General features: G+C 70.7%; 23 protein-coding genes. 10 read left to right on the forward strand and 13 right to left on the reverse strand.

What is annotated here, in order from left to right; genetic code table 11:
- The 3 genes from ACWIHY_RS09915 to ACWIHY_RS09925 form a co-directional block, all read left to right on the forward strand.
- Positions 1 to 542: DUF6286 domain-containing protein (locus ACWIHY_RS09915; protein WP_454375133.1), on the forward strand; the 542-nt coding region annotated here is incomplete at its 5' end.
- A gap of 10 nt (positions 543 to 552) precedes the next feature.
- A complete protein-coding gene (amaP, locus tag ACWIHY_RS09920) occupies positions 553 to 1,149 on the forward strand; it encodes an alkaline shock response membrane anchor protein AmaP (RefSeq protein ID WP_454375134.1) in 597 nt (198 codons plus the stop codon).
- Between the two features lie 116 nt (positions 1,150 to 1,265).
- On the forward strand, positions 1,266 to 1,655 hold the full coding sequence (locus ACWIHY_RS09925; RefSeq protein ID WP_454375135.1) for a low affinity iron permease family protein: 390 nt from the start codon (positions 1,266 to 1,268) through the stop codon (positions 1,653 to 1,655).
- An 80-nt stretch (positions 1,656 to 1,735) separates the two neighbouring features.
- On the opposite strand, the gene ACWIHY_RS09930 is transcribed toward ACWIHY_RS09925, so the two are convergent.
- From ACWIHY_RS09930 to ACWIHY_RS09950, 5 genes are all read right to left on the reverse strand, one after another.
- Positions 1,736 to 1,870, reverse strand: coding sequence for a hypothetical protein (locus ACWIHY_RS09930; protein WP_454375136.1), 135 nt, complete (start codon positions 1,868 to 1,870; stop codon positions 1,736 to 1,738).
- Between the two features lie 66 nt (positions 1,871 to 1,936).
- On the reverse strand, positions 1,937 to 2,686 hold the full coding sequence (locus ACWIHY_RS09935) for a GAF domain-containing protein (RefSeq protein ID WP_454375137.1): 750 nt from the start codon (positions 2,684 to 2,686) through the stop codon (positions 1,937 to 1,939).
- 5 nt (positions 2,687 to 2,691) lie between these two features.
- Positions 2,692 to 3,423 (reverse strand): ANTAR domain-containing protein, encoded by a 732-nt coding sequence (locus ACWIHY_RS09940; RefSeq protein WP_454375138.1) that lies wholly within the window; start codon positions 3,421 to 3,423, stop codon positions 2,692 to 2,694.
- Between the two features lie 58 nt (positions 3,424 to 3,481).
- Complete coding sequence (locus tag ACWIHY_RS09945; RefSeq protein ID WP_454375139.1) at positions 3,482 to 3,856, reverse strand: STAS domain-containing protein; 375 nt, start codon at positions 3,854 to 3,856, stop codon at positions 3,482 to 3,484.
- Positions 3,857 to 4,276: 420 nt separating this feature from the next.
- Positions 4,277 to 4,627 carry an ANTAR domain-containing protein gene (locus ACWIHY_RS09950; RefSeq protein ID WP_454375140.1) on the reverse strand — a complete coding sequence of 117 codons (351 nt, stop codon included), beginning with the start codon at positions 4,625 to 4,627 and terminating at the stop codon, positions 4,277 to 4,279.
- A gap of 701 nt (positions 4,628 to 5,328) precedes the next feature.
- Here ACWIHY_RS09950 and ACWIHY_RS09955 point away from each other — a divergent pair.
- Positions 5,329 to 5,487, forward strand: a complete 159-nt coding sequence (locus ACWIHY_RS09955) for a hypothetical protein (RefSeq protein WP_454375141.1) — start codon at positions 5,329 to 5,331, stop codon at positions 5,485 to 5,487.
- A gap of 460 nt (positions 5,488 to 5,947) precedes the next feature.
- Here the strand turns inward: ACWIHY_RS09955 and ACWIHY_RS09960 are convergent, their stop codons facing one another.
- From ACWIHY_RS09960 to ACWIHY_RS09980, 5 genes are all read right to left on the reverse strand, one after another.
- On the reverse strand, positions 5,948 to 6,391 hold the full coding sequence (locus ACWIHY_RS09960) for a DUF7144 family membrane protein (protein ID WP_454375142.1): 444 nt from the start codon (positions 6,389 to 6,391) through the stop codon (positions 5,948 to 5,950).
- 203 nt (positions 6,392 to 6,594) lie between these two features.
- The gene (locus ACWIHY_RS09965; protein WP_454375143.1) at positions 6,595 to 7,095 is read right to left on the reverse strand and encodes a hypothetical protein; all 501 of its coding nucleotides are present in this window, start codon (positions 7,093 to 7,095) and stop codon (positions 6,595 to 6,597) included.
- 229 nt (positions 7,096 to 7,324) lie between these two features.
- Positions 7,325 to 7,735, reverse strand: coding sequence for a hypothetical protein (locus ACWIHY_RS09970; RefSeq protein ID WP_454375144.1), 411 nt, complete (start codon positions 7,733 to 7,735; stop codon positions 7,325 to 7,327).
- Positions 7,736 to 8,021: 286 nt separating this feature from the next.
- Positions 8,022 to 9,518: an FG-GAP and VCBS repeat-containing protein gene (locus ACWIHY_RS09975; RefSeq protein WP_454375145.1), complete on the reverse strand. Its 1,497-nt coding sequence runs from the start codon at positions 9,516 to 9,518 to the stop codon at positions 8,022 to 8,024.
- Positions 9,519 to 9,585: 67 nt separating this feature from the next.
- A complete protein-coding gene (locus ACWIHY_RS09980; protein WP_454375146.1) occupies positions 9,586 to 11,010 on the reverse strand; it encodes an FG-GAP repeat protein in 1,425 nt (474 codons plus the stop codon).
- A 433-nt stretch (positions 11,011 to 11,443) separates the two neighbouring features.
- On the opposite strand from ACWIHY_RS09980, the gene ACWIHY_RS09985 reads away from it, so the two are divergent.
- Both ACWIHY_RS09985 and ACWIHY_RS09990 read left to right on the forward strand, forming a co-directional pair.
- A complete protein-coding gene (locus tag ACWIHY_RS09985; protein WP_454375147.1) occupies positions 11,444 to 12,316 on the forward strand; it encodes an SCO2400 family protein in 873 nt (290 codons plus the stop codon).
- Between the two features lie 137 nt (positions 12,317 to 12,453).
- Positions 12,454 to 13,032 (forward strand): hypothetical protein, encoded by a 579-nt coding sequence (locus ACWIHY_RS09990; RefSeq protein ID WP_454375148.1) that lies wholly within the window; start codon positions 12,454 to 12,456, stop codon positions 13,030 to 13,032.
- 86 nt (positions 13,033 to 13,118) lie between these two features.
- On the opposite strand, the gene ACWIHY_RS09995 is transcribed toward ACWIHY_RS09990, so the two are convergent.
- Positions 13,119 to 14,186: an NAD(P)H-dependent flavin oxidoreductase gene (locus ACWIHY_RS09995; RefSeq protein WP_454375149.1), complete on the reverse strand. Its 1,068-nt coding sequence runs from the start codon at positions 14,184 to 14,186 to the stop codon at positions 13,119 to 13,121.
- A 122-nt stretch (positions 14,187 to 14,308) separates the two neighbouring features.
- Between ACWIHY_RS09995 and ACWIHY_RS10000 the strand changes: the two genes are divergently transcribed.
- Together ACWIHY_RS10000 and ACWIHY_RS10005 are read left to right on the forward strand one after the other, a co-directional pair.
- Positions 14,309 to 14,911: a TetR/AcrR family transcriptional regulator gene (locus tag ACWIHY_RS10000; protein WP_454375150.1), complete on the forward strand. Its 603-nt coding sequence runs from the start codon at positions 14,309 to 14,311 to the stop codon at positions 14,909 to 14,911.
- Between the two features lie 77 nt (positions 14,912 to 14,988).
- Positions 14,989 to 15,294, forward strand: a complete 306-nt coding sequence (locus ACWIHY_RS10005) for an antibiotic biosynthesis monooxygenase (protein ID WP_454375151.1) — start codon at positions 14,989 to 14,991, stop codon at positions 15,292 to 15,294.
- Positions 15,295 to 15,935: 641 nt separating this feature from the next.
- Here the strand turns inward: ACWIHY_RS10005 and ACWIHY_RS10010 are convergent.
- Positions 15,936 to 16,736 carry a transglycosylase family protein gene (locus ACWIHY_RS10010; protein ID WP_454375152.1) on the reverse strand — a complete coding sequence of 267 codons (801 nt, stop codon included), beginning with the start codon at positions 16,734 to 16,736 and terminating at the stop codon, positions 15,936 to 15,938.
- 218 nt (positions 16,737 to 16,954) lie between these two features.
- Between ACWIHY_RS10010 and ACWIHY_RS10015 the strand changes: the two genes are divergently transcribed.
- Together ACWIHY_RS10015 and ACWIHY_RS10020 are read left to right on the forward strand one after the other, a co-directional pair.
- Positions 16,955 to 17,725, forward strand: coding sequence for a DUF72 domain-containing protein (locus ACWIHY_RS10015; protein ID WP_454375153.1), 771 nt, complete (start codon positions 16,955 to 16,957; stop codon positions 17,723 to 17,725).
- Between the two features lie 318 nt (positions 17,726 to 18,043).
- Entirely contained in the window at positions 18,044 to 18,784 is a 741-nt protein-coding gene (locus ACWIHY_RS10020) for a PP2C family protein-serine/threonine phosphatase (protein ID WP_454375154.1), read from the forward strand.
- A gap of 31 nt (positions 18,785 to 18,815) precedes the next feature.
- Here ACWIHY_RS10020 and ACWIHY_RS10025 read toward each other — a convergent pair whose 3' ends face one another.
- Positions 18,816 to 20,327, reverse strand: a complete 1,512-nt coding sequence (locus ACWIHY_RS10025) for an alpha/beta hydrolase (protein WP_454375155.1) — start codon at positions 20,325 to 20,327, stop codon at positions 18,816 to 18,818.
- Between the last annotated feature and the right edge of the window lie 39 nt (positions 20,328 to 20,366).

The raw sequence follows: 20,366 nt of genomic DNA on the forward strand, positions 1-20,366 counted from the left end.
TCTGGTCTGCGCGGCGGATCCCCGCGACCATTGTGGCCCTGCTGTCCGTCGCAGCCACCGGGCTGCTCCTGTACGACGTGGTCTCGGTGCGGGCAAGTGGGCCTGAGATGCGCTGGCGACGGCGGCTCGCCGAGGAGCTGGCGACACGACCGCTGGAGGACATCTGGTTGATCGTCGGGGCCGCAGTGGCGATGGTTCTCGGCCTGTGGCTTTTCCTGCTGGCGGTGACGCCGGGACTGCGCAGGCTGCTACCCATGCGGCAGCCCACCGGTACCCGAGGAACATGGGAGGTCCGCGCCGGGCTCGACCGCCGCGTGGCCGCCCTGCTCCTGCGTGACCGGGCCATGCGGGTGTCCGGTGTCGAGTCGGCTCGGGTCGATGTCGGGCGCCGGAAGGTCAAAGCCCATGCCAAGTCACATTTCCGTGATCTCGACGAGGTCCGCGCGGACCTCGATGCCACGCTGGGTGAAGCCGCGACAACCCTGGGTCTCTCCCGGCAACCCACGCTGACCGTGCGTGTCCGGCGCTCGAAGAAAGGCTGAGGTTGACCTGATGCTCAAGACAGTGAACCGGGTCCTGCTGGGGTTGCTTGGCCTTGGACTGTTCGCCCTGGGTGGCGGCGTGCTGCTGGGCGGCCTGGATCTGCAGCGCCACTGGGGTTTCGACGTGCCGGGCTGGTGGCCCTTTCGTGGTCCGGACGATGTAGTTCTAGGCATCGAGGGACGCACCCGGTGGAGGGAAGAGGGCTGGTGGTGGCCGGCCGTCATCGCGGCGCTCGCCGTGCTGCTGGTGCTGCTGCTGTGGTGGCTTCTCGCGCAACTGCGCAAAGACCGGCTGGGCCAGGTTGTTGTCGACAGCGAAGACGGCGCGACGGCCCAAGTCAACGGCCGTGCGCTGGAGGGCGTGATCGAGGAAGAATTGCAAGCCCTGGACGGAGTCTCGCGGGCTCACCTGCGGCTGACGGGCCGGCGTACTGCTCCGGTCGCACGAGTGCGGCTGTGGCTGGAGCCTCACGGGGAACCAGAGCAGACCCTGGGGCGGCTCAGCCGGGAAGCACTCGCACGCGCACGGGACTCGGCAGGCTTGGACCGCCTCCCGTCGAACGTTCGCCTCCGGGAAGCCCGTCACCGCACCCATCGCGTCGACTAGGAACCCTTCGCCGCATACCAGGACGGAATCTCGCCGAACCCGCGGAGAGGAAACTCCGCATCCTGGCCGGGCGTGGCAGCCCTCAGGCATACCACCGCCCGCTGTAGAGAATGGGCATGATTCTCAAGCATCCGTCCGACCGCGGGGGCTCGCGGAGTCAGCCCTTTGAGAGGCTGGCCGAGAATGCCTCACGGTTCACCAGTTCAGCGACGTTCTTCGGGATCTGCCTGATCCTGGTTGCCGTGGCTGTCACGTTGCACGTGATCGGCCTGCCGATCACGTGGCTTCTGTTCGTGGGCGAGGCAATGTCGGCGGTGACCCTGCTCATGGTGGCGCTGCTGAAGAACTCCGAGCTGCGGGCCGAACGCGCCGTCCAGCGCAAGCTGGATGCCATCGCAGCCGTCCTGCTGGAAGTTCAGGAGGGCGGCGGTCCTGGAGAAGCACACCAGAAACTGCGGTCCGCCCTCGGCAGGGAAGAGAACCCTGATGCGCCCGGTTCCCGCTAGCGCCCCTCCGTGGCCGTGAAGCGGCCGGTATGACCGTCCCGACAGCGGGGACGACGCCGTGTCGCCCCCGCCCGCGGTGGTCAGGCTGCCCGCGCGAGCCGTTGCTCGGTCGCCTTCTGGCGGGCGGCCCGTACCCTCGTGTCGATGCCCTCGGCGACCTCCTGCTGCCACTCGTCGTCGGAATTCAGCAGGCCGTTCCGCGGATGGTTAATCACAAGCTCGTCGTACGAGTGCTCTCATCCGTCATGCCGTTCCAACGAAGCGCGCACATGACGCGCCGCTCAGCGCCGCGGGGATGCGGTGGCCGGGTGGGGGATCAGGGTGGTGTCGAAGTCGCCGTCGGCGATCTCGCGAGCGAGCTGTGCGAGCTGACGTTGGTGGGCGCGGGCGTACGAGCGGAAGGCGGTGAACGCATCGTCCAGCGAGATCTGCCAGCGTTCCGCGAGGATGCCCTTGACCTGTTCCAGGACGATGCGGCTGGTGAGGGCGTACTGGAGTTGGGCACGCTCGATGTGGCTGTGGTCCAGGGTGCGCTGCTGCAGGATGGCGATGGTCGCGATGTCGGCCAGGGCCTGGGCGAGGGTGATGTCCTGATCACCGAGGGGGTCGGGGTCGGTCTGGAACAGGGAGAGCGCGCCGATCACACGGCCGCGTAGCCGCAGCGGAAGGGCGTTGGTGGCCACGAACCCGGTCTCGTGGGCGCGGGTGGCGAACTGCGGCCAGCTCTCCGTGGCTTTCGGATCGGTGAGGTTGATGTTGGTGCGGGCCTGGCCGCTCTTGTAGCACTCCACGCAGGGGCCTTGGTCGTGCTGCAGGGCGAAGAGCTCCAGCAGCCGGGTGTGTTCGTCGGAGGCGGCGATGGTCTGCAGGGTGTCGTGTTGGTCGGCCAGCAGGATGCCGACCGCCGCCACGTCCAGCAGTTCCATGCAGCGCACCGAGAGCTGCTGGAGAAAGTCGATGAGGTCGAAGTCGTCGGTCAGGGAGTCGGCGACTTCCACGAAGACCTCGGTGAGCCGTTGTTCGCGGGGCATGTCGATCAGTCCTTGTCTACGACGGTCGGGGGCGTGCCGTTGCCGTTGTGGTCCAGGCGGAGCCGCCGGTCCACCACGTCCTGGGAGATGTCGGTGATGGAACGCCCACTGCTGTAAGCATGCGCGCGCAGCCGGAGCAGGGCTTGGGGCAGGGGCAGGGAGAGTTGGACGCTGACCATGCCCGTCGCCTGGTGGATCACGGCGTGCTGCAGGGTGCCCGGGGAGCCGGCGGGGGACGGCCCGTCCACGCGAGGCTCGCCACTGCCCAGGCACCGGGCGGTGAGCGCGTCGGCCAAGATCAGCGCGTCGTCTGCCTGCTCTGCGGTCAGCGGGCCCGGGGTGCGGCGTACGGCGGTCAGGACACCGGTGCGGATCGCTCCGATCCCCATCGGGAAGCAGAAGACCGCCCGGGCCGGCAGGCCGGGGGCCTCCATGGCCAGCGCGGGCCAGCGCGCAAAGCGAACGCCGGCCAGGTCGGGCACCCACACCATCGCGCCGGTACGGGCCGCGTCAGGCCCAGGGCCCTCCCCGAGGGTGAGCTGAAGGTCCTCGAAGCGGCGCGTCGCGGCGTCCGAGCACCACAGGAGCTCGGTGAGGTCGCCCTCGGTGACCAGGGAGACCGCGAGGCCGTCCACGCCCAACGCGGCGGCGCCGGCCGCGGTGACATCGGCGACCTGGCCGGAGCCGTCGTCGGACTGCAGCAGACGCAGAACCCCGACCATGCGGTCACTGATCACCCACCACCACCTCGCCCCGTGCCGCCGGGCGGGCCCATGGCCATGCTCTCGGGCCCGGTCACGAGGCCAACAACGTGGGACACGCGGCCGCCACGTCGTCCGTGGCAGGGACGCGCGGCGCGGGGACCTGGGGCCGGTCGTAAAGAAGGAAACCGGTGGCGGTCAGATCCAGGAGGCGGGTCAGCAGCGGACTCGGGTGGCGCAGACACAGCGACCCCCCGGCCGTGGTGGTGAGCCGAGATGCGACCAGGAAGGCATTGAGGCCGCTGACATCGCAGAAGGCGAGGAGCGTCAGGTCGATGTCGACCGTACGGATTCCGTCCCCCAGGCAGTCTTCGATCACCACGCGCACGGAGTGTGCTGTCTCCAGGTCGAGTTCACCCGCCAGGGTGATGGTCGCGTGGCTTCCCCGGTCGCGCCGGTGGATGTTCAAGCTTGAGAGAACAGGCATAGTGCCTCAGTTCTTATGACCACCTGGTGCAGCGCTGGGCGGGCCTGGAATTTCGGCTACGCCTGGCACGTATTCCGCGTGGTCGGACGCCTTTACAGGTCAGGCAAGAGCGACGGACGGTCACCCTGTTGCAGGGCCGTGAACCCGACCGACTTCGCCTCGAAGGTGGACCTGTGGTGATCCAGACGTCCTGTCCACTCCCCACAGGCACCAGCACGACAACAGCATTGGGCCACGCCGGGGTCTGGGACGTCCATCGCAGCATAGCCCTCGCGCCCACCCCCCGGCAGCCGTTCCTCGGTCACCGCCTTCCAGCGACCTTACGGCCCCTCTCCGGCGTACGGCCCTACCGGCTCACACGCTGACCGGTGCCACCCGTGGACGCGCGAGCAGTCACCGTCACTACGCCGCACGAAGGCGCCGCAACGCACGACGCCACTCGTGTTGCATCTCCTTCGGGAGCTTCTTGCCCTCCGTGGTGGCGACCAGGGCCGCAGCTACGTCCCTGAGTTTGACGTTGCAGTGCTGCGATACGTCCACCAGGAGATTCCAGGCCCCCTCACTGGAACAGGACACCAGGGCCATCACCATCCCGCGCGCCTGGTCGATCACCGCGTGGCTGACCAGCGCCTGCCCCAACTGCTTGTTCTCGGCACGCAGTGCAAGAATTTCCGCGACCAGAGCGGCGTCTGCCACCACGCCCACAGTCGTCACAGCCCGCTGTGCTTCATGAAGCGTGATCGTCTGACGCATGGTGTGTACCTCGCAGCACAGTCAGCGCGTCCGGCCTGGGCGAAAGCCGTTGGCACGCCTGGATGCCAGTCCGCCCCATCGGTCACCTGTGATATTCGCTGTCCCGGCCATTCCGGCCGCCCCGGCGCTGCCGCCTGTACCGGCGATCCCAGCGGTCCTGACGGTCCCTGTAATCCCGATAATCCCGGTAACCGGAACCACCGCCACGGGCCCCGCTCCTGGCGCCACCGCGGCCGTAGTGCACGAGACCGAAGATGAGAACGGCTGCGGCCACCCACCAGACGGGGCTGAGGAATCCGAGTCCGAGCAGGACCACGATGAGGATGAGAAGCAAGACGAACACGGCGACCCTTCCCGGAGCGCAACAAGACATCGCTGCCGGGGACCGGGGCCTCACTCAACAGCGTAGTCCTGACCAAAGGTTGCGGATAGCGCCTCAGGCCGGCCCGACCACCTTGCCTGGCTGAAGACTTGACGTCTCTTCAGGACCTGCGGCGACGACTGCCGTGCGCGGTGCAGCCCCCGGGCGCCCCCCGGTAGCATCGAAAAGCAACGGCGCTCCATCGGGAGCACACCTTGCGCCGGTGCCGGACCTGCCTCGTCACAAATCGAGTCGCCGATTTCGCCCTCGATGCCATCAGGTCCGTCGATCGCTGCGGCCGAATCGAGCCAGTGCCGCAAGAGCGCGTTGCGTCGGCCCGGTGCTGCGCTCCAAGCGCCCCGCGACCACCGCCCAGCCGCCGCACACGGCCCCCACTGCCGAGCAGGAGCAGGAGCTCCGGCGCCGCCGTAAGGAAGTCGACGCCCTGCGCGGTGAGCTCGACGCGAAGCCCAGCCTCCACAAGGACTCACCGGCGTGACCAGCCTCTGGCTCCCCCTGGCCGCCACCGTTCTCGCCGCGGCCCACGGCACCAAGCCTCGCTCCGCGGCCGTCCCGAAGCACTGCGTGGTGCCAGGATCCGACCGCAGCCTGCCCCTCGCCTTGGCTGGCCAACCTCCGTGCTCCCGCGAACCATGATCGGCCCTCACCATCGCGAGCGATCCTGCACCCCTGCAACTACTCGCCGAGCTGGTCCGACCGAGCGGAAGCCGTCGCCGTGCCACTACGTGCCATTCGAAGCGGTAAACAACGGTCACCACGGGCATCTGCGCGCCGTCCCGAGACGATGCCATCTCGGGCGTTTCACCTGGTCAGCGCTGCGTCAGCCACTCATATGCTGGTTGATTCCCAAGCTCAGAGCGCGAGTTCGATTCTCGTCACCCGCTCCACGCAAAAGCCCCAGGCCATCGGCCGGGGGCTTCTTTGTTGTCTGAACAGGTTCAAGTGCCACCGTCGTCGGCCTCTCTGTGCATACCCGTGCACAGAGCCCAGACGATGAAGATGTTGACGGCGACCAACGTGAGGGCCCACAGGGGGTAATACGGCACCCACAGGAAGTTGGCGATCACGCCGAGCCCTGCCGCGGATACACCGAAGTAGCGCGCCCACAGCGCTCCGCTGAGCACGGCGCACCCCGCAACGACAATGACAATGCCCAGGATGAGGTGCACCCAGCCCCAGCCCGCCAGACTGAACTCGAACACGTAGTGGCGCGTCGCAATGAACAGATCGTCCTTGGCGATGGCCGCGATTCCTTCAAGGATCGCCATCGCGCCACCGACCATCATCAGTGCTGCTGCGAAGACGGTGGTACCCGATGTGGGCGCATGCCACGGGCGCGGGTCGGCATTGGCCGTTCTGGATGGGACGGCGTCACTGGCCATGTCGGACTCCTTGGGCGGCAGAGCCATCCGGTCGGCCGAGCTCTCGCAGCGGCGTGATCTCTCTCAGCGTGGCACGACGGCGCTCTGTCGGCATCCCGAGCTGCGGGCGCCGACTCATGGAGACACGTCACCGGCCATCGGCTGCCGATCCCGGAGCGGTGCGCCTGACCAGAGCGCGCCCGCCCGCGTGGCCTTGCGGCCGCTCAGAGGTACGGGCCTGCGAGAAGCAACCACGGAACGCCTACGGCGAACGGCATCAGGCCCAGGACCCACCACATCTGGTGCCGGGGCTGTCGGGAGATGGAGAACGACAGCACCGCAGCGCCCACGACCAACGCCGCAAATCCCACGTACCACCCGCGCTCCATGGCGTCGCGCCCCACAGACTGATACCGGCGCTTTCCAGTTCCTCGCCGATCGCCGCCCCGGTGCACTGGTCGCCCCACGGCGACGCTCGCCGGTGAGATCGAACCGAGATGGGCCGTCGTATAGAGCTTCGTGTACGCCGCATCTCCGGCCGACGCGGAAGGCGTGCCGCTGGTGGCTGCCGCACCGAGCATCTCGGCGCCGTCAAGGAGCTTCCGGGCCTCGGGGATCACCACGAACAGGAGCAGCAGCCATATTCCGATCGCCGCACCGACGGGCCACCGCTTCGCCTTGACAGTGAAACGATGGAGATCGAGCACCTGGCCGGACGTGTCCATGAGCGGATGACAGCCAGAGTGCTGCGCGGCCATCCGAGTCCGGACCGCCAACCTCTGGCGGCGTACAACAGCGCAGTACCGCAGCCCCAAGTCCCCCGTCATCGCGCCCTCACGCGTCGCGCCGGACCAGGCCGAGGCTCCCGGTACTCCGCCCGGAAGTTCCCATGTCCCGTTGTCCGCACGGCGGATGGTCAGGGCCTGCCACGGGCAACCGCTGAGCGCCGCACCGCTACTCAGCGGCGACTGCCGGGGGGCCTTGCCGTTTCACTGAGACGATCACGGCGGAGACAGCGGTGGTCACGACGAGGCTTCCCGCCATGACCATCCCCACGCCGACCACGAACAGGCCGCTGGAGTCGTCCGACCAGTCGTAGTAGGCGGCAAGGGTCAGGCCGGCCGTGGTGCCGAGCACAGCGCCTGCGATGGAGCGCCGGGATGCCGCCCAGTACACCGGCGCCAGCAGAGTCAGCACGAGCCCGATGACCTGCCACGCCTCGTACGGGCCGGTCGTCGAACCGTCAGGCTGCACGTCACGGTGCTGGTCCCATCCCAGCCAGGCAGCCCACAGCGCCAGTGTCACCCCGGTCAGCACGAGGGTCGCCAACAGGTGCAGAGCGGGTTTCGGGAGTCGTTGTTCCATGGCCCCAAGCTTTTCGGCTCAGCCCGTGGCCGACCAGAGCGCACGTACTCAGTTCTACCCGAGTACGCAGCTCTACCCGAGTACGCGGCATGAGGGGGCGCCTTTCGGCCTGTGCGCACCGACGTGGCTCGGGGTTTGTTGGTGGCTGCCTCGTCCTGGGGCCCGTACGGCGGCGCGTGACGCGTGTGCCGCCGTGCGGGCCCCGTGTGCCGTGTGTGCTGCCCGGCAGCGACCAGATCCTCGACCGCATCTGCCGCTACTGCTCACGCATCTCCGAACCAGATCACTAGCCGTGGCCGAGCACCAGCCCGTACTGCAGCGCACTCGTCGACGACGGCAGGCCCAGGGTCTTCGGTGTCAGGGCCCTGGAGCCCGTCGCGGTCGGGCCCTGGGTGGTGCCCGGGAGGAGCCAGGCGCCGCCCTTGGCGGAGTCCTCGCCGGGGGTGCCCGCCGTGAGGTCCGCGTAGCCGTCGGCGTCGTAGTCCTGGAGGCGGACCGAGGCGCCGAAGCGGTCGCCCCACTCCGCGCTGCCCGGGACGCCGGTCGTGCTCTGGCTGAAGCCCAGACCCATGGCCGTGCCGGCGGAGGTCAGCAGGCCGGTGGCGGTGCCGCGCACGAGGGCCACCGTGCCCGCGTTCTGCTGCGAGCCGATCGCCTCGTACGGGTCGCCGATGGCGAGGTCCGCGCGGCCGTCGCCATCGATGTCGGCCGCGGCGAGGTCGGTGCCGAGGCGGTCCTCGGACTCGGCGGTGCCGGCGACGCCCTGGGTGTCCTGGTGGATGTCGTGGATGCGGGAGCCGAAGCCGTCGGCCTTCGAGCCGTACGCGACATGCACCAACCCTCCCTTGAACGCCTCGGCTCTGCCCGTCGAGTAGTCCGCGCAGGCGGGGGTGTCGGCCTCGTAGTTGGGGTAGCAGGCGCCGAGTGCCAGGTCGTCCGTGCCGTCCGCGTCGAAGTCGGCGGCAGCGAGGGAAGCGGCGGAGGCCGTGGTGCTCCAGAGCTCCACGGGGGCGCCGTCCTGCCAGTGGTAGACCCGGGTGAACCTGGTGTCCGTCGCCGTGACGGAGAGCGCCAGGTCGCCGTCGCCGTCACCGTCGAAATCGCCCGTGGTGAGGGCGTTCACGCGGCCGAAGTCCGCCCCGGCGAACTCCCCGGTCACGGTGTCCGGGGAGGCGGCGGTGAGCGGGCCCGGACGCAGTACCGCGCCGCCGTGCTCCTCGCCGCTACGGCCGAGGGCGAGGTCCGTGCGGCCGTCGCCGGTGACGTCCCCTGCGGCGAGTACCGCGCCGAGCCGGGAGAACTCGCTCTGGCCCTTCGCGACCGTATAACCCCCGCTCTTGAGTCCGGAGGCGGAGCCGCGCAGCACGGTCACCGTGCCGTGCTCGGCGTACTTGTCGGAGGTGAGGGACTCGCTGGAGGCGCCCACGACCAGGTCCGCGTAGCGGTCGCCGTCGACGTCAGCGGCGGTGACCGCGGAGCCGAAGAAGTCGCCGGTCTCGGGGGTGCCGGGCACCCCGGTCGTGGCCTGGCTGATCCGTACGGAGCCGTGCTTGCCCGGGCCGTCGGCGCCGCCCCACAGGACGTGCACATAGCCGGCCTTGGTCTGGTCACCGACCTGCGCGGAGGGCACGCCCACCGCCAGGTCCGGGTAGCCGTCGCCGTTGAAGTCTCCCTGCCGCGCGGTGGCCGCGGCGGTCCCGGCCGCCGCTGCGGTACCGGGCGCGGTCACGCCCAGCAGGGTCGCCGCGCAGATCGCCGTCGCGGCGAGGATCTTGTTGCGCATCGCTGTCTGCGTTCCTCTTGGTTTGCGGGGTGGCTGTTGGCTTGAGCGCGGGTGCGGGGGGCGGGCGTCAGCGGGCGAAGACATCCGCGAACTTGCGGCCCTCGACCTGCGGGTAGCCGAAGTCCGTCGCGTTGAAGGAGGTGGCGTTCGTCGTCGTCACGCCCGAGGCCGCGCCGCGCAGCACCCAGGCCGCCCCGTCGTCGTACCCGTTGGGCAGGATGTCCTCCCCGAACGCGCCGATCGCCAGGTCCGCCGTGCCGTTGCCGTTGATGTCCCGCAGGCGCAGCGAGGAGCCGAAGTGGTCGCCGCCCTCGGCGGCGCCCGGCACGCCCGCCTTCGCCTGGTGGATGGACTGGGCACCGCTCGTGGTCAGGCCGCCCGCGCTGCCCTTCAGGAACGTCACGTTGCCGACGCTGTTGCGGCCGTCCACGTCCTCGTAGGTGGCGCCGACCGCCAGGTCCGCGTAACCGTCGCCGGTCGCGTCGCCGACCGCGACGGCGGCGCCGAAGGAGTCGTACGCCTCGTCGGTGCCGGGCACTCCGGCGCTGTCCTGGGTGTAGGTGGTGCCCGTGGCGGGGAGTCCGGCCGCCTTGCCGTAGCGCACGGTGAACGAACCGCCCTGCCCGAACGCCGTGTTGCCGGTGACCAGGTCGTCGTATCCGTCGCCGTTGATGTCGCCCTCCGACACAGCCGGCGCCCAGGCGGTGGCGCCCGGGGCGCTGCCCTCGGCCAGAACCGAGTAGGAGGAGCCGATGTCGCCGGGGCCGCCGCGCAGCAGGCCCACGTAACTGGTGGTGCGGGAAGCGGCGTCGTCCACGCGCTGGCCGTACAGGACGAAGTCGCTGCCGTCAGTGCCGGAGAAGTGGCCGCCGACGACGCCGTCGAGGCGCACGTTGTCGGGGAGGAACTTCGCCTCCGGCGCCATCGCCCCGCCCTGGTTGGCCTTCCCGTCCTCGTACCACCAGAAGGTGTTGCTGCTGACGACGACGAGGTTGCCCGTGCCGTCGCCGTCGAGGTCGGTGAAGGAGGTGCCCTCCCCGAACCGGAAGGCCTCGGCGCTCGGGGCGGTGAGCATGGAGCCACCGGACGTGAACGGCTTCGCTCCGCCCCAGACGATGGTCACCGCGCCACTCGCCTTGCCCGTGATCAGTTCCCCGGGCGCGCCGATGATCAGGTCGGCGTAGCCGTCGCCGTCGACGTCACCGCCGGTGACGTTCTCGCCGAACTTGTCCACGGACTCCGAGGTCCCGGGAACGCCCGGCGTGTTCTGGGTGATGCTCACCGATCGCGCGGGGCTGACGCCGTCGGCCGAGCCGAAGACGACGGTGACCGTGCCTCCGCTCGCCTTCGGCGTACCGATGGCGAGGTCGCGGTAGCCGTCCCCGTTGAAGTCGTCCGGCAGACCGGAGGGGGCCGCGACGGCGGCCGGGGCACCGAGCCCGGCGACCGCAAGGACAGCGGCCGTGACTGCGGCCAGGGTACGTACGCGCAAGGTGGTGCTCCTGTCTGAAAAGCGGAAGCCGGTTCGAAGCTTCGGTGACGTATGACACGCCTGATGGACGAAGGGTTGTACGCGGTGAAAGGGAAGATGAACGGCCCGTCCGGTCAACAGCCGTACGCAGGCCGGGCCGCACGCCTCGCGGCGCAGGCCTTCCTCGTACTGGAGTCGTCACCCGTGGAGTCATCACGCGCGCGCGGGAGGCCGCTTCACGGCGCGTCGATCCCGCCACCCTCACACCACGGCGGTAAGCCGCCCCAAACGGACAATCGTCCTGAATCGCGGCCAGTAAATCTTCGCAGCAGCATCACAAGGACTGCGCACCACCTTCGGGGGGTGCCGCTAGCGTTACGCCGCTCGAGCCCGCGTGCGAACTGGAACAGGTCGCCGGCGTCCCTGGCGGGCGCAGTCAGCAGAAAGATCGCAGATGGACTACTGCTCGTCGTGCCGTCGGCATCTCAATGGCGCTCTCGTGTGTCCCGGGTGCGGCGCATACGCTCCGGACATTGCCCCGCCCGCCCATCTGCTCCACGGCGCGGACGCAGATTCGGCCCCAGAGATAAGTGCGGAGACACCAGCGGAGATACCCGCGGGGATGTCCGCCGACGCAGCGGCGGCTCCCGGGCCCGATGCCGCCCGCGCCGAAGGCACCTCCCCCACCGGCCAGGGCCGGGCGGCTCGGCGGCGGCAGTTGGCCCGGTGGAAGAAGCACCGGCGCCGGGCCGTGGCCGCGACGGCCGTTGCCCTGGTAGGCGGCGGGCTGACCCTGGCCGCGCTGCCGGCGTCCAGGCCGACCACCAGCCACACCCACGCGGCCCCGCCGCCGGAGCCGGTGAACGCGTCGGCCACGCCCCGGGCAGCGGCCACCGACTCGGCCTCCGAGCAGCCGGGCATCCGGGACGCGCAGGACCCCGGCAACGCTCGCCCGGCCGGTACGAACGGTCGGCAGCAGAACAGCGCCACAACCACCCCTCCCTCCACGGCGAACGGCCGCCAGGCCGAAACCGCCGCCGCTGCGCAGGCCCCCGCGCCCCGCAGCGCGAAGCCGCACCTCGCGCCGCAATCAGCAGCCCGGTCGTCGGACGGCACGGGCCCGGGCAACGCCGAAGCCTCCGCACCGGCTCCGGCCCCCGCCGCACCCGAAGCCCAGGACCCCGCCCCGGCCCCCGCCCCCGAGGCCACCGCTTCCGCCGAGCGTCCCGGCGTCGTAGGCACGCTGGTCGGTGGCCTGTTGCCGACCGCCCCGGCGGACGAGCCGGAGTCGGCGCACGTCTGCGTCATCGGTGTCTGCCTCGGCTGATCGCCCCGCCCCTCCCCTCCCCCGTCCCCGTCCTCTTCACCTTCGGCATCACTTTCGGCGTCCGCTCGCGCGCCGGCGCACCCCGCCGGCCCGACAGCCGTATCTCACCGCCGCGACATCAAGGAGGCCGACTCCCCGTGAGCCCCGCTGCCTACGAGGCCCGGCTGCACAGGATCGGCCGCTGGTGGGCCGTCGACATTCCCCAAGCCGCCGTCCACACCCAGTGCCGCACCCTCGGCGAAGCCGAGGACATGGCCCGCGACGCCATCGCCGAAGCGTGTGGGATCCGGCCCGACACGGTCGCCGTGACGCTCGTGGTCCCGGAATTCGCGCCACTGCTGCGCGGCGTACGGGAGGCAAGGACGCACCGGGCCGCGGCCGATGCCGCCGAACAGCAGGCACTCGCCGATGCCGCCCGCACCCTGATCGAGGACCACCACGTCAGCCAGAGCGACGCCGGCCGGCTGCTCGGCCTGTCTCACCAGGAGGTCTCGCAACTCCCCCCGGCCCGCCGTTCATCCGGCTCACGTCCCTGGCAGCTCGGCCCGCCGCCCCCACCCGGCGCACCGGCCGCCGCGATGCGCAACACGAACCGGGACAGCGGTACGGACCGGGACAGCCGTACGGACCGTGACAGCGGCACGAGCCGCCCGAGGCCACCCCGGCAGGCAGCATCGAGCCGCCCCGCATGGGCCCTTACGGAGGACGACGCCTGAGCGGCGGGACGGTGTACGCCGTCCCGCGAGCCCGCACGATCCGCCGGTCGCACTCAAGCCCCGTACTGCCGCGCCCCCTTGACCAGCTACGCCAGGTACTCCGCCGCACCGAGCGACCCGCGCGTCAGCGAAGCCGCTTGGCCGGCCCACAGGTTGACGTAGTCCGCGCGCCCCTGCGCCGCCGCCGCGCGGCGGATCGGCTGCATCAGTGCGTTCTGCACCGGGTACGGGGGTACGTCGTCCTCGTACGCCTCCATCTCTCGCACAAAGCGGTTCGGGATTCCGCGTGCTGTCCGGCCGGAGAAGAGCCGGGTCAGCACCGTCGTACGGGCGTCTGGCCCGCTCAGCGCCTTCTTGTGCACGGCGCTTGCCCCTGACTCGCGGGTCGCCAGGAACCCGGTGCCGACCTGCACGGCGTCGGCCCCCAGGGCGAGCGCGGCGGCGACCCCTCGGCCGTCCGCGATCCCGCCTGCGGCGACGACGGGCACCGAAACGGCGTCCGCCACCTGCGGGACCAGGGAGAACGTACCGACCAGCGACTCCCGTACGGGCCTCAGGAACGCGCCCCGGTGCCCGCCGGCATCGCTGCCGGAGGCCACGACCGCGTCTACACCGGCGCGCTCCAGTACGACCGCTTCCTCCACGGTCGTCGCCGTGCCGATCACCGCGATGCCACGGCGCCGCGCCTCCTCCCTCACCCACCGGGGCGGGACACCCATGACGAAGCTGACGACAGGCGGCCCGGCCGCCAGCAGGGCCTCGGCCTGAGCGGCGAAGTCCGGCCGGGCGCCGTCGACTTCCCCGGCGGACGGCACCTCCAGGCCGAGCTCGCCGTAGTACGGGCGAAGGCGTTCCGCGTGCCGGGCCAGCTCGGCGTCGTCCGGCCGCAGGTCCGCCTCGCCGTCCAGCGGCACCCAGAGGTTCACCGCGAAGGGGCGTCCGGTGCCGGCCTTCAGCTCCGCGACGACGTCCACGATCGCCTGCGGCGACAGGATGTGAGCGCCGTACGAGCCGAGTCCGCCGCCCTCGGAGACCGCCACGGCGAGCGCGACCGAGGACAGTCCGCCCCCGAACGGACCCTGCACGACGGGGTGTTCGATGCCGAGCAGATCGCCCAGCCGTCCGGCGGAGCTCACGGATTCCGGTATGGACATGAATGTCCTCCAGGTCGTCGGCGGGCCGTTGTCCGCCGCTGATCACGACACTAGACGACCGGTCAACTAGTACGCTGCCGATTCGGGAAGAGGGGGTAGTTGACCGCCCGTATACTCCCGCCATGGGACGCACCAGCACCGCACGCGAACGGCTGCTCGCCGCCACCGGCGAGCTGATGCGCGGCCGCGGCTACAGCAGCCTCGGGATCGCCGAGATCTGCGCCGGTGCCGACGTGCGCAAAGGCAGCTTCTACCACTTCTTCCCGTCGAAGCAGGCCCTCACTCTGGAAGTGATCAACGCCTACTGGCACAGCGAGCGCGCCTGCTGGAACAGCGAACTGGCGGGTTCCGACCCCGCCCTCACCCGGCTCCAGCGCCTCCTGACCGCCATGGCATCCGCCCAGCGACGCAGAAAAGAGACGGCCGGAACGGTCGACGGATGCCTGCTGGGCAACCTCGCCCTCGAGCTCAGCACTCAGGAGCCGGATGTCCGCACCCGGCTCGAAGAGATCTTCGACGAGCAGATCGCCCTCGTCACCGCGACGCTGGAGGGGGCCGCGGCGGAGGGCAGCGTTCCGCCCGACCGTGCGACCACGGCCACGGCGCGGGCCGTGATCGCCCAGCTCGAAGGCATGGTCCTGTTCGCCAAGCTCAAGAACGACCCGGCCCTGCTGGACGACGTCTGGCAGCACACCTCGCTGCTGCTGAGCGCCGACCGCCGATAGGCGGTGGCACCGCCACGCGCCTACCGTGGTCAAAGAGGGCGCCGTCCACCCGAACCGGCGCTCCGGAGGAGGCCGCGATGGACGAGCACTTCGTCTGGGTGACGACGCGCCGCGTCAAGCCGGGCACCTTGGAGGACTTCGAGAGGGCATGGCGCCCGAGCGCTCATCCGGAGGGCATGCGCAAGGCTTTCGCGTACTGGTCCGAGGACGGCCAAGAGGTCACGGGAATGTCGTTCTGGGACTCCAGGCAAGCCTGTGACTCCTGGCGTGGCTCCGAAGCGGAGAAGCAGCGGCGCGAGGCCATGGCTCCGTACGTCGTCGAGGAGACGGAAGGCTATTACCGCGGCGGCGAGCTCACGATTCCGCCGGGCGACTCCTCCTGAGCACGGTGACGAGGACAGCGCACGCGCCCGGGGCGGGATCCGGGTCGGGGGCGGGTGCCGTGCCGGGGCGCTGAGTCCTATCAGCGGCCCTGACCTCGGACGTGTCGTCGGCTTCGCTGAACTGTCCTGCCACGTAAGGATGTTGGCCGGTCGTGTCGTTCCAGGGCCGCCGGTCCGCTCGGTCTCGCCTGCGGGGGAAGGGATCACGCCGGGCTCGCTCCGGTGGCAGACACGTCGTGTGATCGGATCGTCACGGTCACGTTCACGGCCTCGGTCGCCGAGTACGCCGCTCTGCTCAGTCGGCCTGTCACCTGCCTCATCACCCGGCCGGCCCGAATGCTGGTGCGGAACGCGAGCTCGTACGAGCGATCCGATCTGTGGATCTCGATCATCCGCAGCGGTGCTGACCGTGGACTCACGGTCGGGACCGCCCGATCCCATGCTTACGCCGGTACTGCTGAAGCTGTCGCGTGCCGTCTCACGGTCCCGAATCCGGGCCCTGGCCCTGGCGCCGGCCTGGCAGTTTCCGCCCGGTGCGCTTGTTCCGACCGTTCCGCTTGTTCCGTATCCGTCGTGCCTGCGACGTGACCCATGACGCTCGGCCGCCATCCGGCCGCTCCCTGTCGACCGCGCCGCGCACCTCATGCGCGCAGTCGCAGACGCTGGCCGGGGTAGATGCGGTCGGGCCCCTCGTCGAGCTTGTGCTTGTTCATTTCGTACAGAGCCTGGGTGCCACCCCGGACATCGGCGCGGTCAGCGATGACGGACAGACAGTCGCCCTGCTGCACCACATAGGTCTGGGAGCTGATGGCTTCCTGCGAGCCGCGGGACGGAGCGGGGACGGCTGCCGGGGGCTGGGCCTTGTACTGGCGCTGGGCCTGGGGCTGACGCTGCGGCTGAGTGGTGGTCGCGCCGGAACCGCTGCTTCCCACGCTGGCCCCGGTGTTGCTGGAGCCGGTCCAGGTGTTGCCCGCGCCCGACCCGGTACTGCTGGAGCCGCTCGTACTATGGCGACGCCCGCAGTGGGGCCAGGCGGACAAGCCGCGGTCCTGGGCGACGCGCGAGGCGATGGCGATCTGTTCGGAGCGCGATGCGAGGTCGGCGCGTGGCGCGTAGCGGTGGCCGCCGTAGGCCCGCCAGGTCGAGGGGTTGAACTGGAGCCCGCCGTAGTAGCCGTTGCCCGTGTTGATGTTCCAGCGGCCGTTGCTCTCGCAGGCGGCGATGGACTCCCAGTCGGTCCGCACCGGCACCGAGTGCGGCGCGGCCGACTGCGGGCCGAAGGCCTTCGGGGCGTGGACCTGCGGGGCGGCCGGCTTCGGAGCGGCCGGCTTCGGAGCGGCGCTCGCCGTGCTCTGGCCCGCGAGGCCCAGGGCGCTCAGGAGGACCAGCAGCAGAGACAGAACCGTTTGGACGGACCGCGTGGCAAAGGGTGAAGGCGACATCCTGTTTCTCCTCCGCTGACTGACTCGGCAGCGCCGTGACGCGGTGTGGCCACGGCCGGTGGGTGAGCAACAGATAACCCGGCAGTACGCTTTTCTGTGTGCACGCCGACCTCGACCTGCCGCGCTTTCACCCGCTTGGAGGCTGGTGCCGGCGCCGCGAAGGCTGATCCTGGCGCCGCGTCGTGCGGGCCGGAGGATTCGGGGGCAGGCATCGGAGCATGCCCATGCTCGTCGGAACCTCTGGATGGCAGTACAGGGACTGGCGCGGCGGTCTCTACCCGTCCGAGCAGCCGCAACGGCTCTGGCTGGAGGAGTACGTCCGGCACTTCGCCACGGTCGAGAACAACAACGCCTTCTACCGGCTCCCCACCAGGGAGATCTTCGCCTCCTGGCGGGAGCGGACGCCGGAAGGGTTCGTCATGGCGGTCAAGGCCAGCCGCTACCTGACCCACATCAAGCGGCTGCGCGACCCCGAGGAGCCGGTGAGCCGGCTCCTGGACCGCGCCGACGGGCTCGGTGACCGGATGGGTCCCGTTCTGCTGCAGCTGCCGCCCGACTTCCGTGCGGACACCGGATTGTTGGATGCCTGCCTGGGGTGCTTCCCGCGCACGGTCAGGGTCGCCGTCGAGCTGCGGCACACCTCGTGGTGGGACGCGGAGCGGGACCTCCGGGCGGTGCTGGAGCGGCACGGCAGCGCCCTGTGCTGGGCGGACCGGGGATCCCGCCCGGTGACGCCGCTCTGGCGTACCGCGTCCTGGGCGTACGTACGCTTCCACGGCGGCGCCGCCGCGCCGCCGCCGCGCTACGGCCGGCAGGCGCTCACGTCGTGGGCCCGGCGCGTCGCGGGCGCGTGGCCCGACGAGGACGACGTGTTCGTGTACTTCAACAACGACACGGGCGGCGCGGCCGTCGTGGACGCCGCGTGGTTCGCGCGTGGGGCGGCGGCACTGGGCCGGACGGTGAGCCGTACGCCCGCCGTCCGCGCATGAGGCCGGTGTCCTCGACGAGCAGAACCCGGATCAATGCGCCTCCCACCCGGCGCGCATGCGGCCTGCTGTCACATGTCGCCTTCATTGATTACTTGCCGGACACACATGGACGAATCATCTCCTGGCGGCCCCGGATTGCCATTGACCGAGCCGGAGCCGCACTTCCCGGTTCCGTACATGCAGGTCCGTGCATGCAGGTCCGTGCATGCAGGCGGGGCGGACGCGACAGGCAGGGCCGGCAGGACAGGCAGGGCGGGCACGACAAGCGGGACAATGGTGGGGAGGGATGCCTTCCATCGCGGAGAGGCGGGACTTCCGGTGCCGTACATAGCTGTGACTGCCCTGAGCCATGCCGGACTCATTCGCGATCACAACGAGGACAGCCTCGTGGTCGGGCCGTGGACGCTGTGCGGCACCGTGACCGAGAATCCGCAGACGCTCGTCTTCCCCCTCGGCGGCCCGCTCGTCGTGGCGGTGGCCGACGGGCTCGGCGGGCAGCCGGCCGGCGAGGTGGCCAGTTCGCTGGTCGTCCGCCAACTCGCCTCGCTGGGACCGGCGTTGGACGGCGAGGATTCTGTCCGTGACGCTCTGGACGTCTGCAATCAGGTCGTGTACTCGGCCGCCGACGGCGATCCGGAACTGATCACCATGGGGACGACGGTCGCGGGCGCCGTCGTCCTGGCGGAGTCGCTGCTGGTGTTCAACGTCGGCGACAGCAAGGTGTTCGACGCGGCGCCCGGCGGGCTCCGGCAGGTCAGCGTGGACGACAGCCCGCTGCCGCCGCCGGGACACCGCACCACGTCGGCCGTCACCCAGACGCTAGGCGGCAGTCCCGTGTTCAGTTCCGTCACGCCGCATGTGACGGCCCGCCCGCTGTCCGCCGGCGACCGCTACCTCCTGTGCACGGACGGGCTGACCGACCCGTGCCCGGACGAGGCGATCGGCAGCGTGCTGCGGCGGTACGACGGCGCCAGGGCGGCCTTCGAGCTGTGGAAGGGCGCCATCGAGGCCGGCGGCCCCGACAACATCACGCTCGCGATGCTGCGCATCGGCGAATAGGCCGGGCGGCGGCTCACCCGGCGCTGACACCTCAGTCCGCGCAGTACGTGTCCCCGGCAGGCCGTCGGCCGGTCGTCAGGTACCGGGTGACCTCGCGGTCGCCGCAGGCGTTGCCGTTGCCCAGGTAGACGCCGTGGCCGCCGTGTTCGACGGTGACCAGGCGGGCGCGGTCGCCGAGGGCCTCGCGCATCTTCAGGGCTCCGAAGTACGGCGTGGCGGGGTCGCGGAGGCTCTGGATCATCAGGATGTTGGACGGGCCCCGGCCGGTGATCCGAGTGGGCTTCTCCACCGGCGCGCCCTTCCAGAAGGCGCAGGGCGTGACGTTCACGGGCATCCCGGCGGTGAGCGGGTACCGGGCGCGGTCGGCGGCGACCGCTCGCTCGTACGAGGCGACCGTGGGAGGATGCCAGCGCACGTCGTTGCAGACGACTCCCATCGACACCGCCGCCTCCTGGTCCGAGACGGGCGCGGCGATGTCGGGCGTCAGTACGGGCGTCACGCCGGGGTCCTGGGCCTGCTTGATGAGCCGTGCCACCTGCGCGAACGCGGTGTCGCTGTACAGGGCGTTCTGCAGGGCCTGCCGCAGTCGGTTGCCCGTGAGCAGGGTGCCCGGCCGGTCCGACGTCCTCGGCTCCCGGTCCAGCTTCGCCGCCAGGCCGAGCACCAGCGGACGTACGTCCGTGGGACGCCGGGCCAGCCGCAGCCCCGTCTCGTCCCTGGCCGGGTCCGCCGCCCAGGCCGCGAAGTCGGGGAAGCGGCTGTCCGCCCCCGCCGACATGTTCGCCAGCCACCCCCGGCCGACGCGGGACGGATCGGGGTCCCCACTGCTGTCCAGCACCCAGCGGTCGGTGCGCCGCGGGTACTTCTGCGCGTACACCGCCCCGACGTACGTCCCGTACGAGATTCCCCACGCCGAGAGTTCCTCCTCCCCCAGGGCCTGCCGGAAGCGGTCGATGTCCCGCACCTCGTTCGCCGTGGTGAAGCTGCGCAGCCGGTCGCCGCCGTTGCGGTCGCAGGCCTCGGCGACCCGCCGGGACCGGGCCAGGGCGGCGGCGACCTCGCCGTCGGGGCCGGGCCAGGCGCGCAGGTTCACGAGGTGGCGGTCGTCCGGGTCGAGCCCGCAGCTCGCCGTGGTGCTCCCGCCCACCCCTCGCGGGTCGAGGCTGACGATGTCGTACGCGCCCCCCATCTCCTTCCGCAGCGCCGCCCCCTTCTGCGTCAGCCGCTGCACACCGGAACTTCCCGGCCCTCCGGCGATCACCAGCAGCGTCCCGCGCCGCGCCTCGGGCCGGTCGCTGCGCAAACGGGAGACCGCGAGGGTGAGGTGCCGTCCGTCCGGGTCGCGGTAGTCGAGCGGTACGGGCAGCTCGGCGCACTCCTGGTCGTCAGGGCCTCCGGTCCGGGCGCAGGGCTTCCACTCCAGGGCGGGCACCGCGCCGGCGGCCGAGGCGGCGGCAGGAACGGCGCTCAGCGTGGAGGCGGCGACTGCGGCGGCGAGCGCGAGAAGGAGCGGCCGGGCAACTCTCGGGGAGCAAGTAGTCATGGAACAAGGGTTGTTGAAGGGATTGCCCCTGCCCATGCG

The sequence above is a fragment of the Streptomyces sp. NPDC055287 genome, assembly GCF_053646035.1.